We start from the raw sequence: 25,370 nt of genomic DNA on the forward strand, positions 1-25,370 counted from the left end.
TGAACTTCATTGTAAATAATGTAGAATATCTTTTTCGCTGTCAATATCAAATATATGTACTGTTAGTGAATCAAGTTGTTCTTGAGTGCATGACTGAATTGTTGCAAGGGTGTCTTTTGAAAGATGTCCTAACTTTGATTTGAGTTGTCTAATTAAAGTTTGAATGATACCCTCACTTCTTCCAATAGCTTTTCCAATAGATTTCCCTTTGTTTAGGTTCTCTTTTCCATAATCTCTGATAGCTTGACACATATCAATTTTCTCCTTGATATTTAAATTAACTTCATTGTAAATAATGTAGAATATCTTCTTCATTATGAATATCAAATATATGTACTGTTAGTGAATCAAGTTGTTCTTGAGTGCATGACTGAATTGTTGCAAGGGTGTCTTTTGAAAGATGTCCTAACTTTGATTTGAGTAGTTTGATTAAAGTTTGGATGATGCCTTCATTTCTCCCAATGTTAATACCTTCAGTTCTTCCAATAGATTTCCCTTTGTTTAGGTTCTCTTTTCCATAATCTCTGATAGCTTGACACATATCAATTTTTTCCTCCTTTACCTTTTCATAAATCTGTGTGTTCTTTGTCAGTGCTGCGATTGTGACTGCAATGTCGTGGCTGATTGTGATATCATGATCTTCATCATATTGATGATTGTATAAATACCTTAATCCTATGATTAGCTCCTTAAGCTCCTGGCTATGAAATCTCTCTGGATCGAGGTATCTCATTTCAATGAGCGGATAGGATGCAGCATTCATATAATCCTTTAAGGCAGGAGGCATGGGGTTCATCATGTCCTCGTATGTTCTGGGAGCTTTCCACTTCTTCTGTCCATAGTAGACAACAAATGTCATGACACCCTTAATCATCTGAAGAGTGGAGCGATAGAGATTGAACTGCTAAAGGTAGTTCATCTCATCATATTCTCTTGTTCTTTGGAACATGCCATGATCAATCTGGGATTGATGCTCTATGCCAATCAGACATTCTGTGCCATCAATGTTGACAAGATAGATGTTGTCACGTTCACGCTCTCTGGTGATGTTTTGATTAGGAAGGTGGGAATCGAGATTGGAATCGGACAGGGAGATGTCGTCATAATGGATCACAGCGTTTTCATAGAAAAGGATACCATTGATAAAATCAGCAGCGACATGACAGTTTTTGAATAGGGATCTGATGCGAATATCAAAAATCTTTCTGAGCATATAATTTTTCTTAGACATAAATAATACCTCCTATTATTCATATATACAGAAAAAACGGATTTTTCTTTTTTTTCAGAGAAATTTTTAAAATATTTTCATCATACAGACATATTATAACACAAAGATTGCTAAAAGCATATATATAAAGATGAATAATGATTTTTTGAATATTGGGGATTTGTTAATGGAAAGTCTTAAAAAATATGATAAAATAGTCATATGTATGGAGGGATGCGTCATGGCTATTCAATTAATCTATTTCAGTGGAACAGGAAGCACGCAAAAGGTTGTTCGTTTTATAGGAAAACAGTGGCAAGAAAAAGTGTATGAATATGATTTATCAAATCCTCATATTGCAAGACATGTTTTTTCTCATCAAGATTTATGCATTGTAGGTGTACCCTCTTATGGCGGGCGAGTTCCTACTATAGCAATTGAGCGTTTAAAACAATTTAAAGCCAATCAGACACCTGTTATTCTTGTTGTGACTTATGGGAATAGACATTATGATGATACATTCATAGAACTCAAAGATACTTTGCAGCCATTAGGGTTTATATGTGTAGGAGCAATGGCAATTATTTGTGAACATTCAATTGTTCATGAGTTTGCACATGGTAGACCGAATACGAAAGATTTTGAATATATACAATCATTGGTTGAAACTTTAAAAAGAGATTTACATCCCATTGAAGTTCCGGGACATAGACCTTATAAAATCTTTCGGGGCGGTTTGAAGCCTTTGGTGACATCGCAGTGTACAAAGTGTGGATTATGTGCTAAACTTTGTCCTGTAGAAGCCATTGATTTACAACATTTGGAAACAACAAATGAAAGTTTATGCATTTCTTGTATGCGTTGTATTTCTATCTGTCCATTCAAAGCAAGAATATGTGATGACAAGCAGGTTGAAGCGACACGTATGAAAATTCAAAAAGTTTGTACAATTGATAAACAAAGTGAATTGATAGGAGGATCATTATGTTAAAGGCAATATTTATTGACCATATGGGAACATTGGTCTATGAACAAAGTGAATGGTTAACAAAATTATTAGATTTGTGTGCTGAAAAGTCAAATGAAAAAGATACTCAAAGAATTGGAAAATTATGGAATCAAAAACATGATGAATTAATTCAACAATATAATGGTGAAAACTATAAAGATGAGTATTCTATTATCTTGGAAGCTTTTGAAAGCATGAAAGAACAGATAGGGTTACAAGGAGATAGTCATCAATACTGTGATTTATTGATTCAACATCTGATTCATACACCCGCATATGATGATACTTATGATTTTTTTGCACAATGTCCTTTACCTATATATATTATTACAAATAATGATTCTCAATATGTAGAAGAAAATATGAAAAATTTGGAACTAAGCCCCAAAGGAATTATTTCAAGTGAAACAACACATTATTATAAACCAGCAAAAGAAATGTTTGAAAAAGCATTAGAAATTACTAAACTAAAACCTTCAGAAGCTGTGTATATTGGTGATAGTTATAATAAAGATATGCAATCAGCGAAAAGTGTTGGAATGAGAGCATTCTTGATTGGACATAAGGACATTCAAGATCCTGAAGTAACATGTATTGATACATTATTAGATGTTTTCGAATATTTATAGTCCTTTTTAAGGGCTTTTTTCTTTATTCTCAGTTTGTGTCGTGTCCATTTTTATGTAAAAATGATACGATATAACAAAGGAGATGAAGCGTATGAATCAAAAAAAGATTGGAAGCTTTATTAAAGAATTGCGTCAAAGTCATTCTTTAACTCAAGAAGAATTAGCTCAAATATTAGGTGTCAATCATAGAACTGTATCACGCTGGGAAACTGGCAAGAATATGCCTGATTATGATGTCATTATTGATATGGCAAAATATTTTCAAGTGAATGTTGATGAAATTTTAAATGGTGAAAGGCAAGTCACTCAACAAAAATCCAGATTTTTGAAAAATAAATATGCAATCATGAATAACATGAATTATCATGTTGTGAATTTTGTTTTTAATATTGTCAGTATTTTGATGATTATCATTGCTTATAATCAGGGGTGGTATGGTCAAGTTACTGAAGATTTCTTGCATATCCTTTTAGAATTTGGAAAATCATTTTTCTTTGATCCTATTATAATAATTTTTGTGATTGTGATGCTCTTATTGCTGCTAAAACATCTTAAGACGCATTTTCAATATATGCAAGAAACAATAGCTATTAATCTTATAATATATAATATGATTTTTATACCTATTATCATTGCTTTATCAGGGTTTATCTATTTTCTTGTTTTCTATGTCTATGAAAGTGCCTGGTTGGTTGCTTTTGTGAATATATTTTTGAATATGTTTTTATTTCATTGGTTATATGTCATGAGGTTTCATAATGAAGTTGATAGAATATGGACTTATCAAAAAAAGTCATGAGAGCATTGAAGGTCAATTCTTTGATAGACTTTTCGCATCAATCAAAATAATTTGATTATTTTTTGACATTTTTTTCATCTTTTGTTCGTTTTGTTGAGAGGGATATGAGAAGAATGATAAAATGAACCCGTAATGAAGGAGGAAGAATTTATGTCAATAAAAGTAATCATAATGGATGTTGATGGGACACTCACAAATAGTCAGAAAATAGTGACACCAAAAACAAAAGAAGCTTTGTTAAAGGTACAAGAAAAGGGAGTCATTTTAATTTTAGCTTCAGGTAGACCAACATCTGGATTAAGAGATTTAGCAAAAGAGTTAGAAATGGATAAACATAATGGTTTATTGGTTTGTTATAATGGATCAAAGGTCGTAGATTGTCAAACAGAAGAAGTTTTATTTAATCAGGCTTTAACTGTTGAAGAAGCAAAGGCCGTTTTAGAACATATGAAAAAATTTGATCGTGTACGTCCAATGATTGATAAAGATGATTATATGTATGTAACAAATGTCTATGATAATTATATTCAGTATAATGGCAAACCTTTCAATGTGATGGAATATGAATCACGTGGTGGAAAGTTTAAATTATGTGAAGTTGATGATTTAGCAGAGTTTGTAGATTTTCCATTAAATAAAATTTTAACAACTTCAGATCCAGAATATTTACAGGCACACTATCAAGAAATGGAAGCACCATTTAAAGATACATTAAGTTGTATGTTTACTGGACCATTTTATTTTGAATTTACAGCACAAGGCATTGATAAAGCCAAAGCATTAGATACTGTTTTAAAACCAATGGGATACAAACAAGAAGAAATGATGGCTTTTGGAGATGGACATAACGATGCTTCTATGATTCAATATGCAGGAATTGGAATAGCTATGGCAAATGCTGTAGATGATTTGAAAGCTATTGCTGATGATGTGACTTTATCTCATGATGAAGATGGTATTGCAGCAGCTATTTATAAATATATGCCAGAAATAAAATAAATTGTGCATTCATAAAATATTGATTATAATGTTCATGAGGTGAAACCTATGAACATTTTTAATAATGAGTGTTCTATAGTGTTGTATGTAAGTGTTTTAAAAGACAGTAGGTGATGTAAAATGATTATTAAAAAACTAATGGATACGCATAATTTGACAGAATCAGAAAAACAAATCAAAAAATTTATTCTTGATCAAAATAATGATATATCAGCAATGACAAGTATTGAATTAGGAAAAAGAAGTTATACTTCACAAGCTTCAGTTATGAGATTTTATAAAAACTTGGGTTTAGGACATATCGTGAATTTATATCTACTTTAAATATTGAAAGAAATGAGCTTTTTAAAATACAAGATATCTCTACACAAAATTTTAGTCAATATTTTACAAGCTTTGAAAATGTACAAACAACACTTTATCAGATTTATGATTTATCTATGACAAAAACAAATGTTTTATTAGATAAAAATGTCATTACAAGAATTTGTAATCGTTTATTAAATGCAACATATATAGATGTATATGCTATTGGAATAGATGATATTATTGGAAAGCAATTGGTTTATAGACTTCAATCTTTAGGATTACTCACAACTTTACATGATACATTTAATCAAAAATATGTTAAAAATACTTCTAAAAATAATGTTTCTATTGTTATTTGTTTAAATGCTTCTCAATTACAGATATATGAAATTACAGAATATTTATTACAAAACCATATTTATACAGTTTCACTTATGGGAAGTCATCATCAACAGTTATTAAATATGAATCAAGATTCTCTATTGTTTTATACACCAGAAAATCAAGATATGGATGGATTAATAGAGGTTTTTTCAGCAGAATATGTTATTAATCTGATTTATGCTATATTAAAAGGAAGAAAAGAAAATAATATGAATAAATAGTTTATTTTATTCAAATGATATTCTAGGGAACATTTTTATGCTCTCTTTTTTATTTGTAGGTCAATAGACTTATGTTATGATAAGACTAAAGGATGGTGAACATATAATGAAACTAGGTATCATTGGAAGTGGGAAGATTGTCGATGAATTACTTTCTTTTATTCATGAGTTGGATGATATACAATGTATCCATATTTCAGGAACGTTAAGAAGTCAAGACAAATTAAAAAGACTAGTTCAAGAACATAAATTTAAACATTATTCTACAAATTATGATGATTTATTAAATGATCATGAAATAGAAGTAATTTATATTGCTGTTCCTAATCATTTACATTATGAATTTGCTAAAAAAGCATTAGAACATCATAAACATGTGATTATTGAAAAACCAATGACATCAAACTATCAAGAAGCTAAAGAATTAAAAGATTTGGCTGTTAAAAATCAATTATTTATTTTTGAGGCGATTACAAATCAGTATTTATCTCAGTATACTTATATTAAAAATCATCTTCATGATTTAGGAGATATAAAATTAGTATCCCTCCAATTTTGTCAATATTCCTCTCGCTATGATGAATTTATGAAAGGGCATATTTTACCTGTTTTTGATTATAAAAAATCTGGTGGAGCTTTGATGGATCTACAGGTTTATCATATCCATTTTATTGTGGGATTATTTGGAGAACCTATAGATATACAATATTATCCTCATATTGAACAACATATTGATACATCAGGTGTTTTCATCTTACATTATCCGCATTTTCAATGTATTTGTATGGCAGCAAAGGATAAACAGACTCCTTCTTTTAATATCATACAAGGGACAAAAGGAAGTCTATGCATTGAAAGTCCTGTGAGTCTTATTCAAGAAGTCAAGCTTATCAAAAATGATGGCACATCTGATATTATCTATGCTGGTCATCAGCATGTGATGTATGAAGAATGGCAAAGTTTTATAAAAATATGTCAAAATCATGATTTAAAACAATGTTATAAAATGTTAGAACAAAGTTTAATAGTAAATCGTATCCTCACTAGCGCAAGACAAAAAGCAGGAATCATCTTTCCTGCTGATCATATATTATAAAAATAGCTACCATCATAAGGTAGTTATTTTTATAATATGATATAATAGAAATGGCTCTAAACTTGAGCTAAAGCTTCTTCAAGTACCTTTTTGGCATTGAATTGAACAAAGTCGTCATCACTGATTAAAATCACAGGTGTTCCAGCTTTCGCAAGGTCTTCAAACTTTGATACAGAACTCTTAAGTTGTGGCGTCACTAAAATCACATCGGCTTGTTCAATAGAATATTCAATCATTGTTTCTGCAGTTGCCCAAATAATGACTTCCATATCTTTTTTAGAAGCTTCATCTTTTAAGGCAGAGGCAAACATATTAGAAGTGACACCAGCTTTACAACATAATAAAATTTTCATAAGATTTCTCCTTTCTATGTTTATTTATATTACTATTTTATCATATTGCGATAAAAAGTGAAAAAACTTCAATCAAATGAAAAAAATTATTGACTGTAGAGTTACTCCATAGTGTTAAATAAAGATAGAAAGAAGGCGAAAGTAATGAAAACAAGCGATTTAGAAAGAGAATTAGGATTAAGCAAGTATACACTTCGTTATTATGAAAAAGAGGGATTGATTACACCTCAAAGAGATGATAATGGTTATCGCCATTATAGTGATGAAGATTTACAGACATTAAAATTAGTAAAGTTTTTAAGAAGTTTAAATATCTCTATAGACGATGTTAAAGCGATTATTCATGGCAAACTGGATTTTCATGAATGTTTAAAAATGAATCAAATACATTTAGATCATCAAATAGAAAGTTTAAAGGAAGTGAAAAAAACAATTGATAATTATCATGATAAAGACTTACCTTTAATTCCAGCTTTACAGGATATTCAAGAAACAACACATCATTGGACACTGGGTATTCAAAAAACAACGAATGCTGTATCATTAGGTAGAAAGCTAACGAAAGCATGGGCGAAAAGACAAATGATTTATAATATGGTTATAGGAGCTTTGATGGCATTTCTTATTTCTATGGTCTTTATCGCAATGATTGATTCAGTAGGATTAAGATTTCTTATTTACATGATGATTTATGTATTAGTAGAACTGATAATCATAGCTTTTTCTTATAAGATGACAAGTAGTGCTATGATTGATTTGACTTTAAATCAATCTGTAGAGTTTATTGAGAGTGGGATACGTTACTATCAGTTTAAAAATCCAATCAAAAACATTCAATATTTCTTTGCTGTACTACGAGGAAAAGATAAACAATATATGAAATATTATCGTTATGAAGATATTCGTAAAGTATCAATGTATGTGAAAAAACGTTACATGAAAATAGCATCACCTATAGCTTATGAAAATGATGTGATTGATTTTGAATTTGAATTTTGTGATGGTCAAAAATTTTATTTCTACTATCCAATGATTTTGGACGATGATGCCAGATATATTGGGGCTATTTTAGAAGCAAAAGTTTCTTGTATAGAAGATAAAGATAACGTTTTATATGCCATGAAAAATGGTTTAAATATAACTGATTATATGATGAGTAAAAATAATAGTGAGGATAAGGGATATGAAAACAAGTGATTTAGAGAAGGAATTAAAACTTTCAAAACATACTATTCGTTATTATGAAAAAGAAGGGTTGGTTACACCTCAAAGAGATAGCAATGGTTATCGTAATTATAGTGATGAAGATATTCAAACATTAAAATTAGTGAAGTTTTTAAGGGGATTAGAAATTTCTATAGATGATGTTAAAGCAATTATAAATGGTGAATTAGATTTTCATGAGTGTTTAAAAATCAATCAAATACATCTAGAACATCAATTAGAAAGTCTAAAAGAAGTGAAAAAGACAATTAATAACTACCATGATAAAGATTTACCACTTATTCCAGCTTTAGAAAATATTGAAGTTGATGTGAAAAACTGGAAACTTGGTTATCAAAAAACAACAAGTGCTGTATCGTTAGGGAGAAAGCTAACCAAAGCATGGGCAAAAAGACAGTTGGTTGTTGCTGCATTTTCTTCTGCTATTTTATCGGTTGTGTTTACATTATGGATGTCTAAGGTTATTCCTTTGATATGGGTACGTATTCTTCTTTTATTAGTTTTGTTTATTGTTTTATTGATTTTAATGATTGCGACAGCATTTCGTCAAAGTTTTGCAGCAATGACAGATAACTGTTTAGATCAGTCTGTAGAGTTTTTGAGTGAGGGTATTCGTTATTATCAATTTAATGGGTTAGTAGCGAATCTTAAATATTTCTTTGCGGTATTAGTAGACAAAGATAAGGATATTATGAAGTTTTATCGTTATGAGGATATAACTAAAGTTTGCATTTATACAAATCTTAAATATATGAATATAGGTGCACCAATCGCTTATGAAGTTTATGAATCAGATTTTGAATTTCATTTTCGTGATGGTAAAAAGTTCTATTTCTTTTGGCCTATGACATTAGATGATGATTCAAGATATATTGCTGCAATCTTAGAAGCAAAAGTTCCTTATATTGAAGATAAAGATAATATTTTATATGCCATGAAAAATGGAATCAACATTACAGATTATATGTTGCACAAAGATTAGCACAATATTTCCCATTTTTACATGATGATTTCTATATAAGTATCATTTATGATAAATTTGGTGATGATAAATGAAGATATTTCAAGATTATAAAAGCTACTATGATTACATGCAGCCTTATCGTAGTGCTGCAAATCTCATTCAAACAAAGTTAGAAGTTATTGACGATGAATTAAAATGCTTTCATGGTTATAGTCCTATTCATCAAATTCAATCAAGAATTAAATCTCTTGAAAGTATTGAAGAAAAAATGAATCGTAAACATTATCCAGTGACTATTGAATCATTAAAATATCTTCATGACATAGCAGGATTAAGAGTGATTTGTCATTATATTAATGATATTCAATATATCTCTCAGTTATTGATTATGCATGAAGATATTCATTTATTAAAGAAAGTGAATTATATTGATTATCCTAAAGAAAGTGGTTATCAATCTTTACATCTTGTTGTAGAGGTGCGTGTTTATTGTCAAAAAGGTTTATTAAAAATACCAGTTGAAATTCAGCTTCGTACTATTGCGATGGATTGTTGGGCAAGTTTAGAACATGATATTCTTTATAAAAATAAAGAACCGGTTTCTAAAGACATTCAAGATGAGTTAAAAGAGTGTGCAAAGCGTATAGCTTTAACAGATTTACAAATGCAAAAAATATATCAGAAGGTTTATCAAAAAAAGCATACTTTCTAAAGTTATGGTATAATGAAACAAATAGGATAGGAGGGATTGTATGAGCCTCTTTGATAAATGGAAGAAAAAAGATACATCATCCAAGATGACAGAGGGATGGGATGCCATTGTAGAAGCATGTGAAAAAGTCTACCCCAATCAAAAAGAACCTTTGCATTATGGCACATTAGTCAGTTGGAAATTAGGTGGCAATGATCCATTGGATGGGATAAGTATTTATGATGGAGGAGATTATTGGCATTTTGTGACTTTTGGATTATCAGAACTTTATGAAAAAGAATCTTCTGATCCAAAGATCAGTGGTTATGGAATGGAATTCACTTTAAAATTAAAGAAAGGTTATGGCGATGATGATGCACAAATAAGTGGTATTTGTGGAATTCTCCAGACACTTGCAAGAATCACTTTTCAAAATGGTGAAGTATTTAGAGAATATGAATATATTTATACTGGGCAAAAAGAAGGTATGGATATTCAACAAACATCATTGTTGACGGGATTTATAACAGCATTGGATTCAGATATTCAAACCATTGTCACACCTTTTGGCAAAGTGGATTTTATTGAACTCATTGGAGCAACTAACCAAGAACTTCAAGCGTTGCAAAATCATCAATGTACAGTCAAAGAACTATATCAAAAAATAGGAGATATCACAGATTATCAAAGACAATCTGTAATCTAAAGTCAAATGGTTTATATTTTAATACATGGTTTAGGACAGGATGAAACAAGCTGGAATCAAGTAGAAAGTTTATTGCTGCAAAAGAAAATGAAAGTCAAAAAAGTGTCTTTATACCAATTATTACAAAATCAAGACTTTACTTATGAAAATCTTTTTGAATCTTTTGTACAATATTGTCTACAATTTCAAGAAAAGGTTTCTCTTTGTGGTTTATCATTAGGTGGTATTTTAGCTATGGATTTTGCGAAAGCATATCCTCAACATATTCAATCACTTATTATCATTGGTACTCCTTACAAGATTCCTCGTTTACTGTTTGGTATACAAAATCTTATGTTTCATTTGATGCCTCAATCAACCTTTGAAAAAATGGGAAGCAAAAAGAAAGATTTTATTTCATTAGTACAATCTATGACGCATATGAATATATCAAAGGATTTGGAACTTATTCAATGCCCGACACTTCTTTTATGTGGTGAAAAAGATACACATAATAAAAAAGGATGTCAATTACTAAATGAACATATTCATGGAAGTTGTTTTGAAATCATTGAACATGCATCACATGAAGTCAATATTGATAATCCCCAGCTTTTAGCACAAAAGATTTCTTCATTTTATACAAAACAAAAAGCATGAACGTACTCATGCTTTTTAAAAACTATTTTTTTGGTAATTTAAATGAACTTTTTAATGATACGATTCTGTTAAAAACAAGATGATCTTCAGCAGAATCTTTTGTATCGACACAGAAATATCCATTTCTTACAAATTGGAATGAATCTCCAGGTTTTGCATCTTCAATAGATGGCTCAATATAACAGTTTTCAACAACTGTTAATGAATTTGGATTTAAATTCATGCTTCCATCTTCATTGTAAACACCTTTTTCTTCATCCACAAGATTTTCATATAATCTGGCAGTAACCTTCTTTGCGAAAGGCACAGGCACCCAATGAATTGTTCCTTTCACTTTACGACCAGTAAATCCTGTTCCATTTTTAGTAATTGGATCATATGTACAATGGACAACTGTTACGTTTCCATTTGCATCTTTTTCATAACTTACACATTTGACAAAATAGGCATTCATTAAACGCACTTCATTTCCCGGGAATAAACGGAAATATTTTTTAGGTGGTTCTTCCATAAAGTCATCTCTATCAATCCAAAGTTCTCTACAGAAAGGTACTTGTTTTGTTCCTAACTCAGGATTTTCCATATTCACTTGAGCATCTAAATATTCAACCTGTCCTTCAGGATAATTATCAATCACAAGTTTAATAGGGTCTAAAACAGCCATGACACGAGGTGCTTTTGGTTTTAAATCATCACGAATACAATATTCAAGCATTGCATAATCAACAGATGAGTTACTTTTTGCTACACCAACTAAATCCATGAAGTTCTTTAATGATTCTGGTGTAAATCCACGTCTTCTTAAAGCAGCAATAGTGACTAAACGTGGGTCATCCCATCCATCGACGATACCTTGATCAACCAAGCGTTTAATATAACGTTTTCCAGTGACGACATTTGTCAGATATAATTTTGCAAATTCAATCTGTTTTGGTGGTTCGGGATATTCTAATTCTTGAACAACCCAATCATATAAAGGTCTATGATCTTCAAATTCCAATGTACAGATAGAATGTGTAATATGTTCAATCGCATCTTCAATAGGGTGAGCAAAGTCATACATTGGATAAATACACCATTGATCACCTGTGTTATGATGTGTCATTCTGGCAATTCTATAAATAATAGGATCACGCATATTGATATTTGGTGAAGCCATATCAATTTTTGCACGAAGAACTTTGCTTCCATCTTCAAATTCACCATTTTTCATTCTTTCAAACAAATCAAGGTTTTCTTCAACACTACGATCACGATAAGGTGAATTTTTTCCTGGCTCTGTTAATGTTCCACGGTATTCTTTGATTTGGTCAGCTGTTAAATCACAAACATAAGCCTTTCCTTTTTTGATTAATTTAATAGCTGCCTCATACATTTGAGGAAAATAATCAGAAGCAAATTTCACTTCTCCATCATAATGAGCACCTAACCATTCTACATCTTTAATAATGGAATCTACAAATTCTGTTTTTTCTTTTGTTGGATTTGTATCATCAAAACGTAGATTAAATGTTCCATTGTATTTTTTCGCAAGTCCATAATTTAATAAGATAGACTTGGCATGACCAATGTGTAAATAACCATTAGGTTCAGGTGGAAAACGTGTTGCTACTTTTGTATATGTTCCTTCCTCTAAATCTTTATCTATAATTCTTTCAATAAAATTTTTACTGATAACTTCTTTATTATCCATGTGTCCAACCAACCTTCCTTCAATATATGCTTTAGTTTACCATATTTTTTGAAAATATAAAACAGTTTCATGAGATATAGTTTTGTATATTGTCCTTATTTGTGCTAGAATAGGGCAGAAAGGGTGATGTTTATGATGAGAATTGGACAATCTATTGATATTCATCAATTAGTTGAAGGCAGACCACTAATTTTAGGTGGAGTAGAAATACCTTATGAAAAAGGTTTAAAAGGACATAGTGATGCAGATGTTTTGTTACATGCGATCATTGAAAGTATTATTGGAGCGATGGGACTTGGAGATATTGGAAAGCATTTTCCTGATACTGACCCACAATATAAAGGGATTTCTTCAATGATTTTATTACAACATACTTATGATATGATGAAACAAAATGGTTATACAATTGGAAATATTGATAGCCTGATTTTATGTGAAGAACCAAAGATGGCACCACATATTCCACTGATGAAAGAAAATGTTGCCAGAGTTTTACATTGTGACATCACACAAGTGAATATTAAAGCGACAAGAGGAGAAAAAATGGGCTTTGTTGGTAGAAAAGAAGGTATAGTTGCCCAAAGCGTTGTATTATTAAATAAGGAAGGATAGAAAAGATGAGTAAAGTAAGAACAAGATTTGCCCCAAGTCCAACAGGATATATGCATATTGGGAATTTAAGAACCGCTTTATATGAATATTTAATCGCCAAACATGATGGTGGGGATTTTATTTTAAGAATTGAAGATACTGACCAGGAAAGAGAAGTCGCTGGAGCAGTTGATATGATTTATGATGTGCTTGATAAAACAGGACTTCACTATGATGAAGGTCCTGATAAACCAGGAGATGTAGGTCCTTATATTCAATCACAAAGATTAGCAATTTATAAGGAATATGCAGATAAGCTGGTTGAATTAGGTGGTGCACATTATTGTTTTTGTGATGAAGAAACAATTGAAGCAGCAAAAAAAGAAAATGCTGATCATGAAGAATTAGGATATATTGATCCATGTAAATCATTAACTTTAGAAGAAGCAAAACAAAGAATTGCCAATGGGGAAAAATATGTTGTTAGACAAACAATTCCAAGTAGTGGAATCACTTCTTTTGAAGATGAAGTCTATGGACATATTGAAGTTGAAAATGCTGGATTATCAGAAGGCGTATTGTTAAAGAGTGATGGTTATCCAACATATAATTTTGCAAATATTGTGGATGATCATTTGATGAATATTACTCATGTTGTCAGAGGAAACGAATATTTATCATCTACACCTAAGTATAATTTAATATATCAGGCTTTTGGATGGGAACCACCAGTTTATATTCATTGCCCACCTGTAATGAAAGATGAAACACATAAATTAAGTAAGCGTAATGGAGATGCTTCTTATCAGGATTTAATTTCTAAGGGATTTTTAAGTGAAGCGATTTTAAATTATATTGCTTTATTAGGGTGGTCACCTAAAGAAGAAAAAGAATTGTTTACATTGGATGAATTGATTCAAGAATTTAGTGTTGATCGTATTTCTAAATCAGGAGCTATTTTTGACATGGATAAATTAAAATGGATGAATGGTCAATATTTAAAAGAAAAATCTTTAGATGAACTTGTTGATTTATGTTTACCGTTCTTACAGAAAGCTTATGATTTATCTGATAAAAGTGAAGAATGGATTCAAAAGTTAATTGATGTTCATCGTGATCATATCAGCTATGGTGAAGAAATTGTTGAACAAGTAGCGCTATTCTTTGAAGATAAAATGCAAGTCAGTGTTGAGGCAAAAGAATTCATGCAAGATGAAAGTATTCCTCATACTTTAGAAGTCTTTAAAAATCATTTGTCAAATTTAAGTGATGAAGAATTTGATGAAGAACATGTTTTTGCTTGTATTAAAGCAACACAAAAAGAAGCCAAAGCAAGAGGTAAGATGTTGTATATGCCTATTCGTATTGCCACAACAGGAATTATGCATGGACCAGATCTTGCGAAATCTATTGTTTTACTTGGAAAGGAAAAAGTCTTATCAAGATTAGAAGGTTAATACCTTCTTTTTCCATGTGAAAAAATAGTCATTAGACACAAGAATTTCATATTTTTGTGATATACTATTTATTAGGGGGTGTATAGAATGCAAAATAAGATTATTGTTTCAATTTTAAGTTTTTTTATTCTTGTTGATGTACTTTTAATCTATTTAGCATTAACAATTTCCCCAATTAAACTAAAAAGAAATGTGTTTACATTTCAATATGGACAGGATATACCTACAGATGTGAGTGAATATGTCAATGCGAATCATTCTGTTTTAGAAAATGTTAAATTAGATTTATCCCATGTTTCTAAAGAAGTAGGAAAATATCAGGCATCTATTACTTATTTTAATGAAACACAATATTTTGAAATTGTTGTAGAAGACACAATTAAACCCAAGTTTCAATTAAAGAAAGTTGAATGGCATATTCAAATAGGAGAAACATTAGAAGCTAAAGATTTAATACAAAATGTAGAAGATCATTCACAAACAGAAGTATATTTTTATAATGAAAAAACACAGGAAAAGAGTAAAACAAAATCTTTTCAAATGGAAGGAACACAGATTGAAAGAATTATTGTAGAAGATAAACATGGAAATCAATCTAGTGCTTTAAGAGTGAAGGTTGTGGTTGAAAAGAATAAACGTCCACCTGTTATTGAAGGTATTGAGGATGTGGAAATACATGTTGGTGAATCTATTGATTTAAAAGAAGGTGTAAAGGCAACTGATGATATTGAAGGAGATATTACATCACGTATCATTATCAATGGCCAAGTTGATAATCAAACACCGGGTGTTTATGAAATTATGTATACTGTTAGTGATAAAGATGGAAATACAACACAGCAAATGAGAACAATTACAGTAATCGAGGTAGAAAATGATAACTAATATTTATGTATTAATATGTGCACTTATATTTATATATATTCAATTTATACAACATGGTGATAAGTGGGGTTGTGCTTTAAGACTTGGGGGATTTTATCCCCCATATATTCAAGAACGTCATCAATATTGGCGTTTTATCACATGTCATTTTATACATGCGGAATTCTTTCATTTCTTGATGAATGCCTATGCCCTGTATCAAATAGGGCATTTCTTAGAAGCTTGTTTAGGAACGGTGCCTTACTTATATTTAATTGTTATTTCTATGATCTTAAGTTCAATGCTGAGTTATAGTGCATCACAAATATCATCACGTTATTATCAAACGTTGACTATTGGTGCCAGTGGTGTTGTTTTTGGCTTTTTTGGAGCTATTATTGTTTTAGGATATGTATTGGGTGGACCTTTTATGTCCGTTTTAGAAAATTTTGCACTTGTGATTGTCATTAATTTGGTATACACATTTATGGATCGACATATTTCTAAAACAGGACATATTGGTGGACTTATTGGTGGTATTGTCGCAATGGTTATGATTTTAGCTTTACATATTGTATGAGAATACTCGTTGATGGGGATGCAACACCCTATAAAGATGAAATCTATTCTTTAACAAAGACATATCATATAGAAATGCATGTTTATGTAGACTATGCTCATATATTAAAAGATGTTCCTTATCAAGTCATTGAATGTGATATTGGTCATGATAGTGTTGATTTGTTGCTTCTATCGCATTTACAAAAGCAGGATATATTGATTACACAAGATTACGGATTAGCTGCTTTAGCACTGGGAAAAGGTGCTTATATCTTACATATATCAGGAATGGAGATAACATCACAGAATATTGATGAATTATTGTTAAGACGTTATATTGGCGCTCATCAAAGAAAAAGTGGAAAACATATCAAAGGGCCTTCAAAACAAACACAAGAAGATAAACAATATTTTTTAGCACAATTAGAGAATTTGTTGAAAAAACTTAACCGATAGGGTTAAGTTTTTTTGTCAAATTAAAAATAATATAAACATGGGTTAACTAGTAATTAGAAGATTCATATGAAGAAATATTGATAAGTAAGTTAGCTATTATTTGAAAAGATAAATGTGGCATTAATTATATGTTGTTTTAATGTTCATTTTTGAGTATGAAATTGAAGTATGCTCTATATTGTTTGTATAAAATGTGTTAACATGATATGAAGATAGTATATAGAAAATTGAAATCAAAATTATTCATTCAAAAAAGATGGAGATTGGTATGAAAGTATATAAAGGTAAAAATAGCTTTTGGCTTATAGTGATATTTGTTATTTATGATATATGTCCCATATTCATTTATTTGTGTGATGCCAGTATTGTTTCTCATATATGGTGGATATTACTGTGGGTTGCGTATTATTCAATGAATTTGGTGTGGATACCAGTTATGGTTAGAAACTATATTGAATTATATGATGATTATTTTGTTTTTTATTATGGATTTTCTAAAGAAAGATTTGAAATAAAAGATATTTTAAAATTAGAAAAGAGTAAAAATCCTATGGCTTCCTCAGCAAATTCATTAGATAGGATTCATATGACAACAAAAGATAAAGATTTTTATATATCATTAAAAGATAATGATGATTTTATCAAAAATATTCTTTTAAAGAAAAATGTATATCAATAAGAGTATTGATGTGTAATTATAACTATCTCAAATGAAAAACATAATGCTTATATAGACAAAACGAAAGAAATGAATTAAGATAATAAAAAAACAGGAGGTCATGATGGAATATAAGTTAATTGCATTAGATTTGGATGGAACTTTAAAAGATTCAAATAATCAGATTACACCTAAAACTAGAGAAGCTTTGATTCAAGTACAAAAACAAGGTGTGAAAATTGTTTTAGCTTCTGGTAGACCAACAGCTGGACTTAGACATGAAGCTAAAGAATTGATGTTAGATCAATTTGGTGGTTATCTACTATCGTTTAATGGGGCAAGAGTTGCCAGTGCAAAAACGAATGAAACAATTTATGAACAGACTTTGACAGTAGAAGACGCTCAAAAGACTTATCAAAGGGCAAAACAATTTGATTTAGCATGTATGACATATAAAAATGATATGATTTATACTGAAGATATAGATGATGAATATGTTTGTTTAGAAGCTAAAATTAATGATATTCATAAAAATAAAGTTTCATCTTTTATAGATATACTCGAAAATCCTATACATAAAGTTTTATTAACTGGAAAACCGGATTATGTTGCTTCTATTGAAGCAGAATTTAAAAAGCCTTTTGGTGATAGTTTGAGTATTTATCGAAGTGCTCCATTCTTTTTAGAAGTCATGTCAAAAGGAATTGATAAAGCGACATCGCTTGATCGTCTAGCAAAGAGCTTAAATATAAAACAAGAAGAAGTGATGGCATTTGGAGATGGCTACAATGATCTAAGTATGATTGAATATGCTGGGCTTGGTGTCGCAATGGAAAATGCAGTTGATGGCGTCAAACAACGTGCCAATATGATCACAAAATCAAATAACGAAGATGGTATAGCCTATGTATTATCTCAGATATATAAAGGAGTTGAATATTAATGTTACCAAAAGATCCTGCCATGCTTTTAAGTTTTATTAATATGAAATTAAGAGATCAATATGATTCATTAGAAAGTTTATGTGATGATTTGGATGTTTCTAAACAGGATATTATAGAAACATTGAAAAAGATTGATTATATTTATGATGAAATGAATAATCAGTTTAAATAAGGAGAACATTTATGGAATATAAAAGATTTGATCAGACTATTTTAGTGAGAATTGATAAAGATGAAGAAATATTGGAACAAGTTCAAAAAGTTGCTTTAAAAGAAAATGTAACACTTGCAAGTATTCAAGCATTAGGTGCTGTTAAAGATATCACAATTGGTGTCTTTCAAACGGATACAAAACACTATTTATCAAATTCATTTCAAGGAAGTTTTGAAATTGTTTCATTAACAGGAACAATTGATACGATGAATGATCAGTTTTATTGTCATTTACATATGAGTGTGGGAAATGAAAAAGGTGAAGTCTTTGGTGGACATTTAAATAAAGCTATTGTGAGTGCAACATGTGAAATGGTTATAACAATCATTGATGGCAAAATAGATCGAGAGTTGAATAAGGATATTGGTTTGAATTTATGGAAGTTTGCTTAGAAGGCAAACTTTTTTTAGTTTTATTAAAAAAAGTTTGAAATAAAAAAAGAAAAATGAAATATTTTTGCGTATATAAATAATAGAGGGGTTAGAAATATTATATGGTGTTTACTATAAGCAATGATTTGTGTATAATATGTTTAGCCTCTCCTCTATAGGAGGGATTCGTTGATGAAAAAAGATCATGTGTTAAAGGATTTCTTCTCTTATCCTATGCGTTTTGCTGACTTCATGAATGCTCTTTTCTTTGATGGTCATGCTATTATTCATCCAAGTGACCTTCACCCTCTTGATTCCAGAGAGATATTTATTGGTGACTTTCTATCTAAGGAACGCACTCATGATGTCATCATGATGTGGGAAAGAAAGGATTTTCAAGCTATCTTGATTCTTGAAGCTCAAAGCAGTGTTGACTTTACAATGGCATCAAGAACATTGCTTTATGATGCACTGGTCTACAACATGCAGGACAAGCGATTCAAGAATCATATGCTGATGCCAGTGATGAGTGTCGTATTGTTTCATGGCGAAGGGAAATGGAATGCCGTGACATCGTTGCTGGAAAGAGTCAAAGGACCAGAGGAAATCAAGAGAAAACAGAATGACTGGAAGATGAGGGTTGTAGACATGAAGGAGATGGATGAAAACCTGCTGAAAAATGAAGACAATAAAAAGGTCATCAGTGGATTAAAGACAATATGGAGAAAAGATGAAGAAGGATTAAAGAAGATGATCATTACAAAAGCTGTAGCCAGAGTATTGGCAACATTGACAGGGAGAGAAGATATACTGGAAAAAATGAAAGGAAAAGAAGGAACGGTGGAAATGTATTCATTCTGGAAAGATGCAGAAAAGTCAGGTATAGAAAAAGGAAAACAACAAGGAAAGTTAAGTGTTGTTTTGAAATTGTTAGAAAAACTATTAGGAAAATTGAAACCAGATTTAGAGATGAAGATCGTTAATAGTAAGGAAGAAACACTTGATAGTATTATCATCCATATATTTGAAATACATAATGAAGAAGATGTATTGAAGTGGTTATAAAAAGAAAAGTCATAAGAATGACATAAAGATATAATTAAAAATGGCAATGATTATTATTTATGATATTCATTGTCATTTTTGATATCAAAATGCTTTACGCTTATATTGTAGTCCCTTTCCAAATGTTGATGATATGAATGGAACATTGATTCAATATTGGAATCAACTTATGAAAAAAGACTTTATTTATATTTTAGAAAATCTCACCATGAAATGATATTTGGATAAAACTAATCAAACGATTTTTTAGTTATGTGGAATAAAATATGATGAATATTTATTTGAGGAAATATGTGATTATAAAGAATTGAAATATCTTTTTGAATGTCATCATTATTTGAAAAGATCTATTCATTGACATGGACATCAACATAATGAAAGAAATTATAATTTTAAAATGATTGAAGAAGGTATTGATAGATATGATGTTGGCGTGGATGTGCATGAATATAGACTGGAGAACTTTGATGAAATGAGTGGCTTTTTCATATGCGAATTTGTATTTAACCAAAACATATCTTTTGTATTTATGAATAGGAAAAAAATGAGTTCAAATAAATAATGGGTTGTGTTATAATGATGAAAATGTAAAAAGAAGGGAGATTCGATATGTTAGATTTAAAGCATTTTCAAGAAGCAAAAAAGAGAGTTGATGAAGTGATTATTCCTACTCCCTTGATATATAGTGAAGCTTTTTCAAAAGAATGTAAGAATCAGGTTTATATTAAGCCAGAAAATTTGCAGAGAACAGGTGCTTTTAAAATTAGAGGGGCATACAATAAGATTGTTAAAATGGATGATGAAGCGAAAGCTAAAGGTTTAATTGCTTCTTCGGCTGGGAATCATGCGCAAGGGGTGGCATACGCAGCTTCTAAATTAGGTGTCAAGGCGACAATTGTAATGCCTAAACATACACCATTAATTAAAGTAGAAGCAACAGAAGCACATGGGGCTGAGGTTGTTTTGGCTGGTGAAGTTTATGATGAAGCCTATCAGAAAGCTTGTGATTTACAAAAGGAACATGGATATACATTTGTGCATCCGTTTAATGATGAAGATGTCATTGAAGGGCAAGGAACAATTGCATTAGAAATTCTTGATGAATTGCCTGAAGCAGATATTATCTTAGTGCCAATTGGTGGTGGGGGATTGATTTCAGGGATTGCCTGTGCAGCCAAACAAATCAAACCAACGATCAAGATTATTGGAGTAGAACCAGAAGGTGCTGCCAGTGCTTTAGCGGCTATTAATGAAGATCAGGTTGTGGCTTTAAAAGAAGCCAATACAATTGCGGATGGGACAGCCGTTAAAGAAATTGGTGATATGACTTTTGATTATATTAAAGAATATGTAGATGGGATTATTACGGTTTCTGATTATGAATTGATGGATGCGTTCTTGTTGCTTGTGGAAAAACATAAACTGGTCGCTGAAAATTCAGGTATTTTATCTCTTGCAGCATTAAAGAAATTAAATGAAAAGAATAAAAAAGTTGTATCATTGATTAGTGGTGGAAATATTGATGTTTTAACAATTTCGTCTATGATTAATAAAGGGTTAATCGCAAGAGGACGTATTTTTACATTTACTGTTCAATTATTAGATAAACCTGGTGAATTGGAATATGTTTCTCATGTATTGTCACAGTGTAATGCAAATGTTATAGGAGTGGAACATAATCAGTTTAAAAACTTTGCTCGTTTCTCTGAAGTAGAATTGCGTGTGACTTGTGAAACGAATGGAGAAAAGCATATACAAAGAATTATAGATACATTTGCCAAAGAGGGATATGAAATTACAAGAATAAATTGATAATATATTATCTTTTTGATTATTATTTATCATTTTCTTGAATGTATAAATACAAAAATATATACTTATTAAGGATAAGGAAAGGAATGAGAAAAATGATGGATTTTGGTTTAAAAACAACGAATCAAATAGCTGTTTCTCCAAAGTCTTGTTTTTCTTATTTTTTATATTTGTTATAGGACATATCATTTGATTTGATATGTCTTTTTTATGGATAAGGAGGAAAAGATATGCCAAAAAGAGAAGATGTAAACACAGTATTAGTTATTGGTTCAGGACCTATTATTATTGGTCAGGCTTGTGAATTTGACTATTCAGGAACACAGGCATGTAAAGCATTGAGAAGTTTAGGATACAAGATTGTCTTAGTCAATTCTAATCCAGCAACAATCATGACAGATCCAGAAACTGCTGATGTGACTTATATTGAACCATTGAATTTAAAAAGATTAACACAAATTATTGAAAAAGAAAGACCAGATGCCTTATTGCCTAACTTAGGTGGACAATCAGCATTAAACTTATGTGCTGAATTACATAATGCTGGAGTCTTAGATAAATACAATGTCAAAGTTCTAGGTGTGCAGGTTGATGCGATTGAACGTGGGGAAGACCGTTTAGAATTCAAAAAAGCCATGAATGAACTTGGTATTGATATGGCAAGAAGTGAAATTGCGAATACAGTTGATGAAGCTCTCGCAATTGCAGACAAATTAGGTTATCCTGTTGTTGTGAGACCTGCTTATACAATGGGTGGTGCCGGAGGAGGACTTGTTTATAATGTTGAAGAATTAAAAACAGTTGTTTCTCGTGGTTTACAGGCAAGTCTTGTTCATGAATGTTTGATTGAAGAATCTATTCTTGGATGGGAAGAATTAGAAGTAGAAGTTGTCAGAGATGCTAAAAACAATATGATTACTGTATGTTTTATTGAAAACATTGATCCATTAGGTGTTCATACTGGAGATTCTTTCTGTAGTGCGCCAATGTTGACAATTTCTCAAGATGTTCAAGATCGTTTAAAAGATCAGGCTTTTAGAATTGTAGAATCAATTGGTGTTATTGGTGGAACAAACGTTCAGTTTGCTCACGATCCTGAAACTGATAGAATTGTTGTTATTGAAATCAATCCAAGAACATCACGTTCTAGTGCATTAGCTTCAAAAGCAACAGGTTTCCCTATTGCCCTTGTTTCAGCTATGTTAGCTGCTGGTTTAACTTTAGATGAAATTCCATGTGGAAAATATGGAACTTTAGATAAATATGTACCAGATGGTGACTATGTTGTTATTAAATTTGCAAGATGGGCTTTTGAAAAATTCAAAGGTGCACAAGATAAACTAGGAACACAGATGAAAGCTGTTGGGGAAGTTATGAGTATTGGTAAGACTTATAAAGAAGCTTTCCAAAAAGCGATTCGTTCTCTTGAAATTGGTCAATATGGTTTAGGATATGCAAAGAATTTCAATGAATTAACAAAAGAACAGTTATTAGAAAAATTAACAGTTCCTACAAGTCAAAGACAATTCATCATGTATGAAGCTTTAAGAAAAGGAGCAACTGTTGAAGAATTATATGAATTAACAAGTATTAAACATTATTTCATTGAACAAATGAAAGAATTGGTTGATGAAGAAGAAATGTTAAAATCATATGCTGGAAAACAGTTGCCAGTAGATGTTTTAAGACAAGCTAAACAAGATGGTTCCTCAGATAAATATTTAAGCCAGATTTTAAATGTTTCTGAAGATAGTATCAGAAATGAAAGAATTGATAATGGCATCACTCAAGCTTGGGAACCAGTTCATGTTAGTGGAACAAAAGATAGTGCATATTACTATTCTACATATAATGCGAAAGATCATAGTGATATTCATCATGATAAGAAAAAAATTATGATTTTAGGTGGAGGACCAAACAGAATTGGTCAAGGTATTGAATTTGACTATTGCTGTGTTCATGCTTCACTTGCTTTAAAGAAATTAGGATTTGAAACAATTATTGTCAACTGTAATCCAGAAACAGTTTCTACGGATTATGATACTTCTGATAAATTATATTTTGAACCATTAACATTAGAAGATGTTTTAAGTATTCATGATAAGGAAAAACCAGTTGGTGTGATAGCTCAATTTGGTGGACAGACACCATTAAACTTAGCTTCTCAATTAAAAGCCAATGGTGTGCATATCTTAGGAACAACACCTGAAACAATTGATATGGCAGAAGATAGAGATTTATTCAATGAAATGATGGAAAAATTAGAAATTCCTATGCCAGAATCAGGAATGGCTGTCAATGTTGAAGAAGCTTTAGAAATCGCTAAAAGAATTGGTTATCCATTAATGGTAAGACCTTCTTATGTCTTAGGTGGACGTGGAATGGAAGTTGTTTATGATGATGACAGCTTAAAACAATATATGGCTGCGGCTGTTGGTGTGACACCAGATCGTCCAATCTTAATTGACAGATTCTTAAATAATGCAATGGAATGTGAAGCAGATGCTATTAGTGATGGAACAAATGTTTTCGTTCCAGCTGTTATGGAACATATCGAATTAGCTGGTATTCACTCTGGAGATTCAGCATGTATCTTACCTTCTAAACATATTCCAATGAGACATTTAGAAACAATCAAAGAATATACAAAGAAAATCGCGAAAGAAATGAATGTTCGTGGACTTATGAACATGCAATATGCGATTGCTGATGATAAAGTTTATGTTCTTGAAGCCAATCCAAGAGCTTCACGTACAGTACCTTTAGTATCTAAAGTATGTAATGTTAATATGGTGAAGATTGCAACTGATATTGTGACAATGGAATTAACTGGTAGAGAATCACCAGTACCAAAATTAACAGAAAAGAAAATCCCACATGTAGGTGTTAAACAAGCTGTATTCCCATTCAATATGTTCCCGGAAGTTGACCCAATCTTAGGACCAGAAATGAGATCAACAGGTGAAGTATTAGGATTAGGAAGTTCATTTGGAGCAGCTATCTATAAAGCTGAAGAAGCGACACAAACAATCTTACCAACTGAAGGAAAAATATTGATCAGTGTTAACGATATGGACAAACCACAAGTTGTATCTCTTGCTAAAGGATACTATGATGCAGGATTTACAATTGTAGCAACTGGAAATACATATGCTTTAATCCATGAAGCAGGAGTGCCTGTTGAAAAGATTAAAAAATTAAATGAAGGTCGTCCAAATATCACAGATGCGCTGACAAATGGTGAACTTGCTATGGTCATCAATACACCTCATGGTAAACAAAGTGCTCATGATGATAGCTATATCAGAAAAACAGCTATTAAGATGAGAATTCCATATATGACAAACATTGCTGCTGCAAAAGCTGCGTTAGAAGGAATTATGGAAATGAAGATTCATGGTAGCCATGCAGTCAAATCATTACAAGAATATCATAGTGAAATTCAATAAAA

General features: G+C 30.9%; 30 protein-coding genes. 25 read left to right on the forward strand and 5 right to left on the reverse strand.

All coding sequences use genetic code 11. The annotated features are described in order from the left end of the window. Positions 1 to 6: 6 nt before the first annotated feature. Genes KEC48_RS13300 through KEC48_RS13310 form a run of 3 tightly spaced genes read right to left on the reverse strand, consistent with a single transcriptional unit; the run spans position 7 to position 1,231 of the window. On the reverse strand, positions 7 to 252 hold the full coding sequence (locus KEC48_RS13300; RefSeq protein WP_211962893.1) for a DUF4351 domain-containing protein: 246 nt from the start codon (positions 250 to 252) through the stop codon (positions 7 to 9). A 31-nt stretch (positions 253 to 283) separates the two neighbouring features. Further along, positions 284 to 874 carry a DUF4351 domain-containing protein gene (locus KEC48_RS13305; protein ID WP_211962894.1) on the reverse strand — a complete coding sequence of 197 codons (591 nt, stop codon included), beginning with the start codon at positions 872 to 874 and terminating at the stop codon, positions 284 to 286. A gap of 30 nt (positions 875 to 904) precedes the next feature. Beyond that, positions 905 to 1,231: a hypothetical protein gene (locus KEC48_RS13310; RefSeq protein ID WP_211962896.1), complete on the reverse strand. Its 327-nt coding sequence runs from the start codon at positions 1,229 to 1,231 to the stop codon at positions 905 to 907. Between the two features lie 220 nt (positions 1,232 to 1,451). Here KEC48_RS13310 and KEC48_RS13315 point away from each other — a divergent pair, with 220 nt between their 5' ends. The 7 genes from KEC48_RS13315 to KEC48_RS13345 all read left to right on the forward strand — a co-directional run bounded on the left by KEC48_RS13315 (position 1,452) and on the right by KEC48_RS13345 (position 6,656). Beyond that, positions 1,452 to 2,201, forward strand: coding sequence for a 4Fe-4S binding protein (locus KEC48_RS13315; protein WP_211962898.1), 750 nt, complete (start codon positions 1,452 to 1,454; stop codon positions 2,199 to 2,201). After that, positions 2,195 to 2,848, forward strand: a complete 654-nt coding sequence (locus KEC48_RS13320) for an HAD family hydrolase (RefSeq protein WP_211962900.1) — start codon at positions 2,195 to 2,197, stop codon at positions 2,846 to 2,848. Before KEC48_RS13315 ends, KEC48_RS13320 begins: the two co-directional genes overlap by 7 nt. Positions 2,849 to 2,939: 91 nt before the next feature. After that, on the forward strand, positions 2,940 to 3,647 hold the full coding sequence (locus tag KEC48_RS13325; protein ID WP_205091113.1) for a helix-turn-helix transcriptional regulator: 708 nt from the start codon (positions 2,940 to 2,942) through the stop codon (positions 3,645 to 3,647). Between the two features lie 150 nt (positions 3,648 to 3,797). Next, positions 3,798 to 4,646: a Cof-type HAD-IIB family hydrolase gene (locus KEC48_RS13330; protein ID WP_211962902.1), complete on the forward strand. Its 849-nt coding sequence runs from the start codon at positions 3,798 to 3,800 to the stop codon at positions 4,644 to 4,646. A gap of 120 nt (positions 4,647 to 4,766) precedes the next feature. Further along, the gene (locus KEC48_RS13335) at positions 4,767 to 4,970 is read left to right on the forward strand and encodes a hypothetical protein (RefSeq protein WP_211962904.1); all 204 of its coding nucleotides are present in this window, start codon (positions 4,767 to 4,769) and stop codon (positions 4,968 to 4,970) included. A 116-nt stretch (positions 4,971 to 5,086) separates the two neighbouring features. Then, positions 5,087 to 5,560 carry a hypothetical protein gene (locus KEC48_RS13340; RefSeq protein WP_205090709.1) on the forward strand — a complete coding sequence of 158 codons (474 nt, stop codon included), beginning with the start codon at positions 5,087 to 5,089 and terminating at the stop codon, positions 5,558 to 5,560. Positions 5,561 to 5,666: 106 nt separating this feature from the next. Further along, positions 5,667 to 6,656 carry a Gfo/Idh/MocA family oxidoreductase gene (locus KEC48_RS13345; protein ID WP_211962906.1) on the forward strand — a complete coding sequence of 330 codons (990 nt, stop codon included), beginning with the start codon at positions 5,667 to 5,669 and terminating at the stop codon, positions 6,654 to 6,656. A 56-nt stretch (positions 6,657 to 6,712) separates the two neighbouring features. Here the strand turns inward: KEC48_RS13345 and KEC48_RS13350 are convergent, their stop codons facing one another. Further along, the gene (locus tag KEC48_RS13350) at positions 6,713 to 7,009 is read right to left on the reverse strand and encodes a hypothetical protein (RefSeq protein ID WP_205090712.1); all 297 of its coding nucleotides are present in this window, start codon (positions 7,007 to 7,009) and stop codon (positions 6,713 to 6,715) included. A 144-nt stretch (positions 7,010 to 7,153) separates the two neighbouring features. Here KEC48_RS13350 and KEC48_RS13355 point away from each other — a divergent pair, with 144 nt between their 5' ends. The 5 genes from KEC48_RS13355 to KEC48_RS13375 all read left to right on the forward strand — a co-directional run bounded on the left by KEC48_RS13355 (position 7,154) and on the right by KEC48_RS13375 (position 11,233). After that, positions 7,154 to 8,206, forward strand: coding sequence for a MerR family transcriptional regulator (locus KEC48_RS13355; RefSeq protein ID WP_211962908.1), 1,053 nt, complete (start codon positions 7,154 to 7,156; stop codon positions 8,204 to 8,206). Beyond that, positions 8,193 to 9,215, forward strand: a complete 1,023-nt coding sequence (locus KEC48_RS13360) for a MerR family transcriptional regulator (RefSeq protein ID WP_211962910.1) — start codon at positions 8,193 to 8,195, stop codon at positions 9,213 to 9,215. The genes KEC48_RS13355 and KEC48_RS13360 overlap by 14 nt, the downstream gene beginning before the upstream one ends. Positions 9,216 to 9,285: 70 nt before the next feature. Then, a complete protein-coding gene (locus tag KEC48_RS13365; RefSeq protein ID WP_087360194.1) occupies positions 9,286 to 9,909 on the forward strand; it encodes a GTP pyrophosphokinase in 624 nt (207 codons plus the stop codon). 40 nt (positions 9,910 to 9,949) lie between these two features. After that, positions 9,950 to 10,594: a suppressor of fused domain protein gene (locus KEC48_RS13370; protein ID WP_211962912.1), complete on the forward strand. Its 645-nt coding sequence runs from the start codon at positions 9,950 to 9,952 to the stop codon at positions 10,592 to 10,594. 6 nt (positions 10,595 to 10,600) lie between these two features. Then, positions 10,601 to 11,233 (forward strand): alpha/beta hydrolase, encoded by a 633-nt coding sequence (locus tag KEC48_RS13375; RefSeq protein WP_211962914.1) that lies wholly within the window; start codon positions 10,601 to 10,603, stop codon positions 11,231 to 11,233. Between the two features lie 22 nt (positions 11,234 to 11,255). Here KEC48_RS13375 and KEC48_RS13380 read toward each other — a convergent pair whose 3' ends face one another. Continuing rightward, positions 11,256 to 12,926 (reverse strand): glutamine--tRNA ligase/YqeY domain fusion protein, encoded by a 1,671-nt coding sequence (locus KEC48_RS13380; RefSeq protein WP_087360184.1) that lies wholly within the window; start codon positions 12,924 to 12,926, stop codon positions 11,256 to 11,258. A gap of 135 nt (positions 12,927 to 13,061) precedes the next feature. On the opposite strand from KEC48_RS13380, the gene ispF reads away from it, so the two are divergent. The 13 genes from ispF (at position 13,062) to carB (ending at position 25,368) form a co-directional block, all read left to right on the forward strand. Next, positions 13,062 to 13,538, forward strand: a complete 477-nt coding sequence (gene ispF / locus KEC48_RS13385; protein WP_283092244.1) for a 2-C-methyl-D-erythritol 2,4-cyclodiphosphate synthase — start codon at positions 13,062 to 13,064, stop codon at positions 13,536 to 13,538. A 5-nt stretch (positions 13,539 to 13,543) separates the two neighbouring features. After that, a complete protein-coding gene (gene gltX, locus KEC48_RS13390) occupies positions 13,544 to 14,974 on the forward strand; it encodes a glutamate--tRNA ligase (protein ID WP_211962918.1) in 1,431 nt (476 codons plus the stop codon). 87 nt (positions 14,975 to 15,061) lie between these two features. After that, positions 15,062 to 15,859 (forward strand): DUF5011 domain-containing protein, encoded by a 798-nt coding sequence (locus KEC48_RS13395; protein WP_087360174.1) that lies wholly within the window; start codon positions 15,062 to 15,064, stop codon positions 15,857 to 15,859. Next, a complete protein-coding gene (locus KEC48_RS13400) occupies positions 15,849 to 16,418 on the forward strand; it encodes a rhomboid family intramembrane serine protease (protein ID WP_087360171.1) in 570 nt (189 codons plus the stop codon). The genes KEC48_RS13395 and KEC48_RS13400 overlap by 11 nt, the downstream gene beginning before the upstream one ends. Continuing rightward, a complete protein-coding gene (locus tag KEC48_RS13405) occupies positions 16,415 to 16,855 on the forward strand; it encodes a DUF188 domain-containing protein (protein ID WP_211962920.1) in 441 nt (146 codons plus the stop codon). The genes KEC48_RS13400 and KEC48_RS13405 overlap by 4 nt, the downstream gene beginning before the upstream one ends. A gap of 268 nt (positions 16,856 to 17,123) precedes the next feature. Further along, the gene (locus tag KEC48_RS13410; protein ID WP_211962923.1) at positions 17,124 to 17,534 is read left to right on the forward strand and encodes a PH domain-containing protein; all 411 of its coding nucleotides are present in this window, start codon (positions 17,124 to 17,126) and stop codon (positions 17,532 to 17,534) included. A gap of 103 nt (positions 17,535 to 17,637) precedes the next feature. Further along, the gene (locus tag KEC48_RS13415) at positions 17,638 to 18,456 is read left to right on the forward strand and encodes a Cof-type HAD-IIB family hydrolase (RefSeq protein WP_087360568.1); all 819 of its coding nucleotides are present in this window, start codon (positions 17,638 to 17,640) and stop codon (positions 18,454 to 18,456) included. Further along, positions 18,456 to 18,629, forward strand: a complete 174-nt coding sequence (locus KEC48_RS13420) for a DUF4250 domain-containing protein (protein ID WP_087360571.1) — start codon at positions 18,456 to 18,458, stop codon at positions 18,627 to 18,629. Before KEC48_RS13415 ends, KEC48_RS13420 begins: the two co-directional genes overlap by 1 nt. 11 nt (positions 18,630 to 18,640) lie before the next feature. Then, positions 18,641 to 19,063, forward strand: a complete 423-nt coding sequence (locus tag KEC48_RS13425) for a PPC domain-containing DNA-binding protein (protein WP_087360574.1) — start codon at positions 18,641 to 18,643, stop codon at positions 19,061 to 19,063. Between the two features lie 171 nt (positions 19,064 to 19,234). After that, positions 19,235 to 20,107: an Rpn family recombination-promoting nuclease/putative transposase gene (locus KEC48_RS13430; protein ID WP_211962925.1), complete on the forward strand. Its 873-nt coding sequence runs from the start codon at positions 19,235 to 19,237 to the stop codon at positions 20,105 to 20,107. 397 nt (positions 20,108 to 20,504) lie between these two features. Beyond that, on the forward strand, positions 20,505 to 20,669 hold the full coding sequence (locus KEC48_RS13435) for a hypothetical protein (protein WP_211962927.1): 165 nt from the start codon (positions 20,505 to 20,507) through the stop codon (positions 20,667 to 20,669). 47 nt (positions 20,670 to 20,716) lie between these two features. Further along, the gene (gene ilvA / locus KEC48_RS13440; protein WP_211962929.1) at positions 20,717 to 21,919 is read left to right on the forward strand and encodes a threonine ammonia-lyase; all 1,203 of its coding nucleotides are present in this window, start codon (positions 20,717 to 20,719) and stop codon (positions 21,917 to 21,919) included. 230 nt (positions 21,920 to 22,149) lie between these two features. Next, positions 22,150 to 25,368, forward strand: coding sequence for a carbamoyl-phosphate synthase large subunit (carB, locus tag KEC48_RS13445; RefSeq protein WP_211962936.1), 3,219 nt, complete (start codon positions 22,150 to 22,152; stop codon positions 25,366 to 25,368). The last annotated feature ends 2 nt before the right edge of the window (positions 25,369 to 25,370 follow it).

It is taken from the genome of Clostridium sp. C1 (assembly GCF_018223625.1).
Classification (GTDB): domain Bacteria; phylum Bacillota_I; class Bacilli_A; order Erysipelotrichales; family Coprobacillaceae; genus Allocoprobacillus.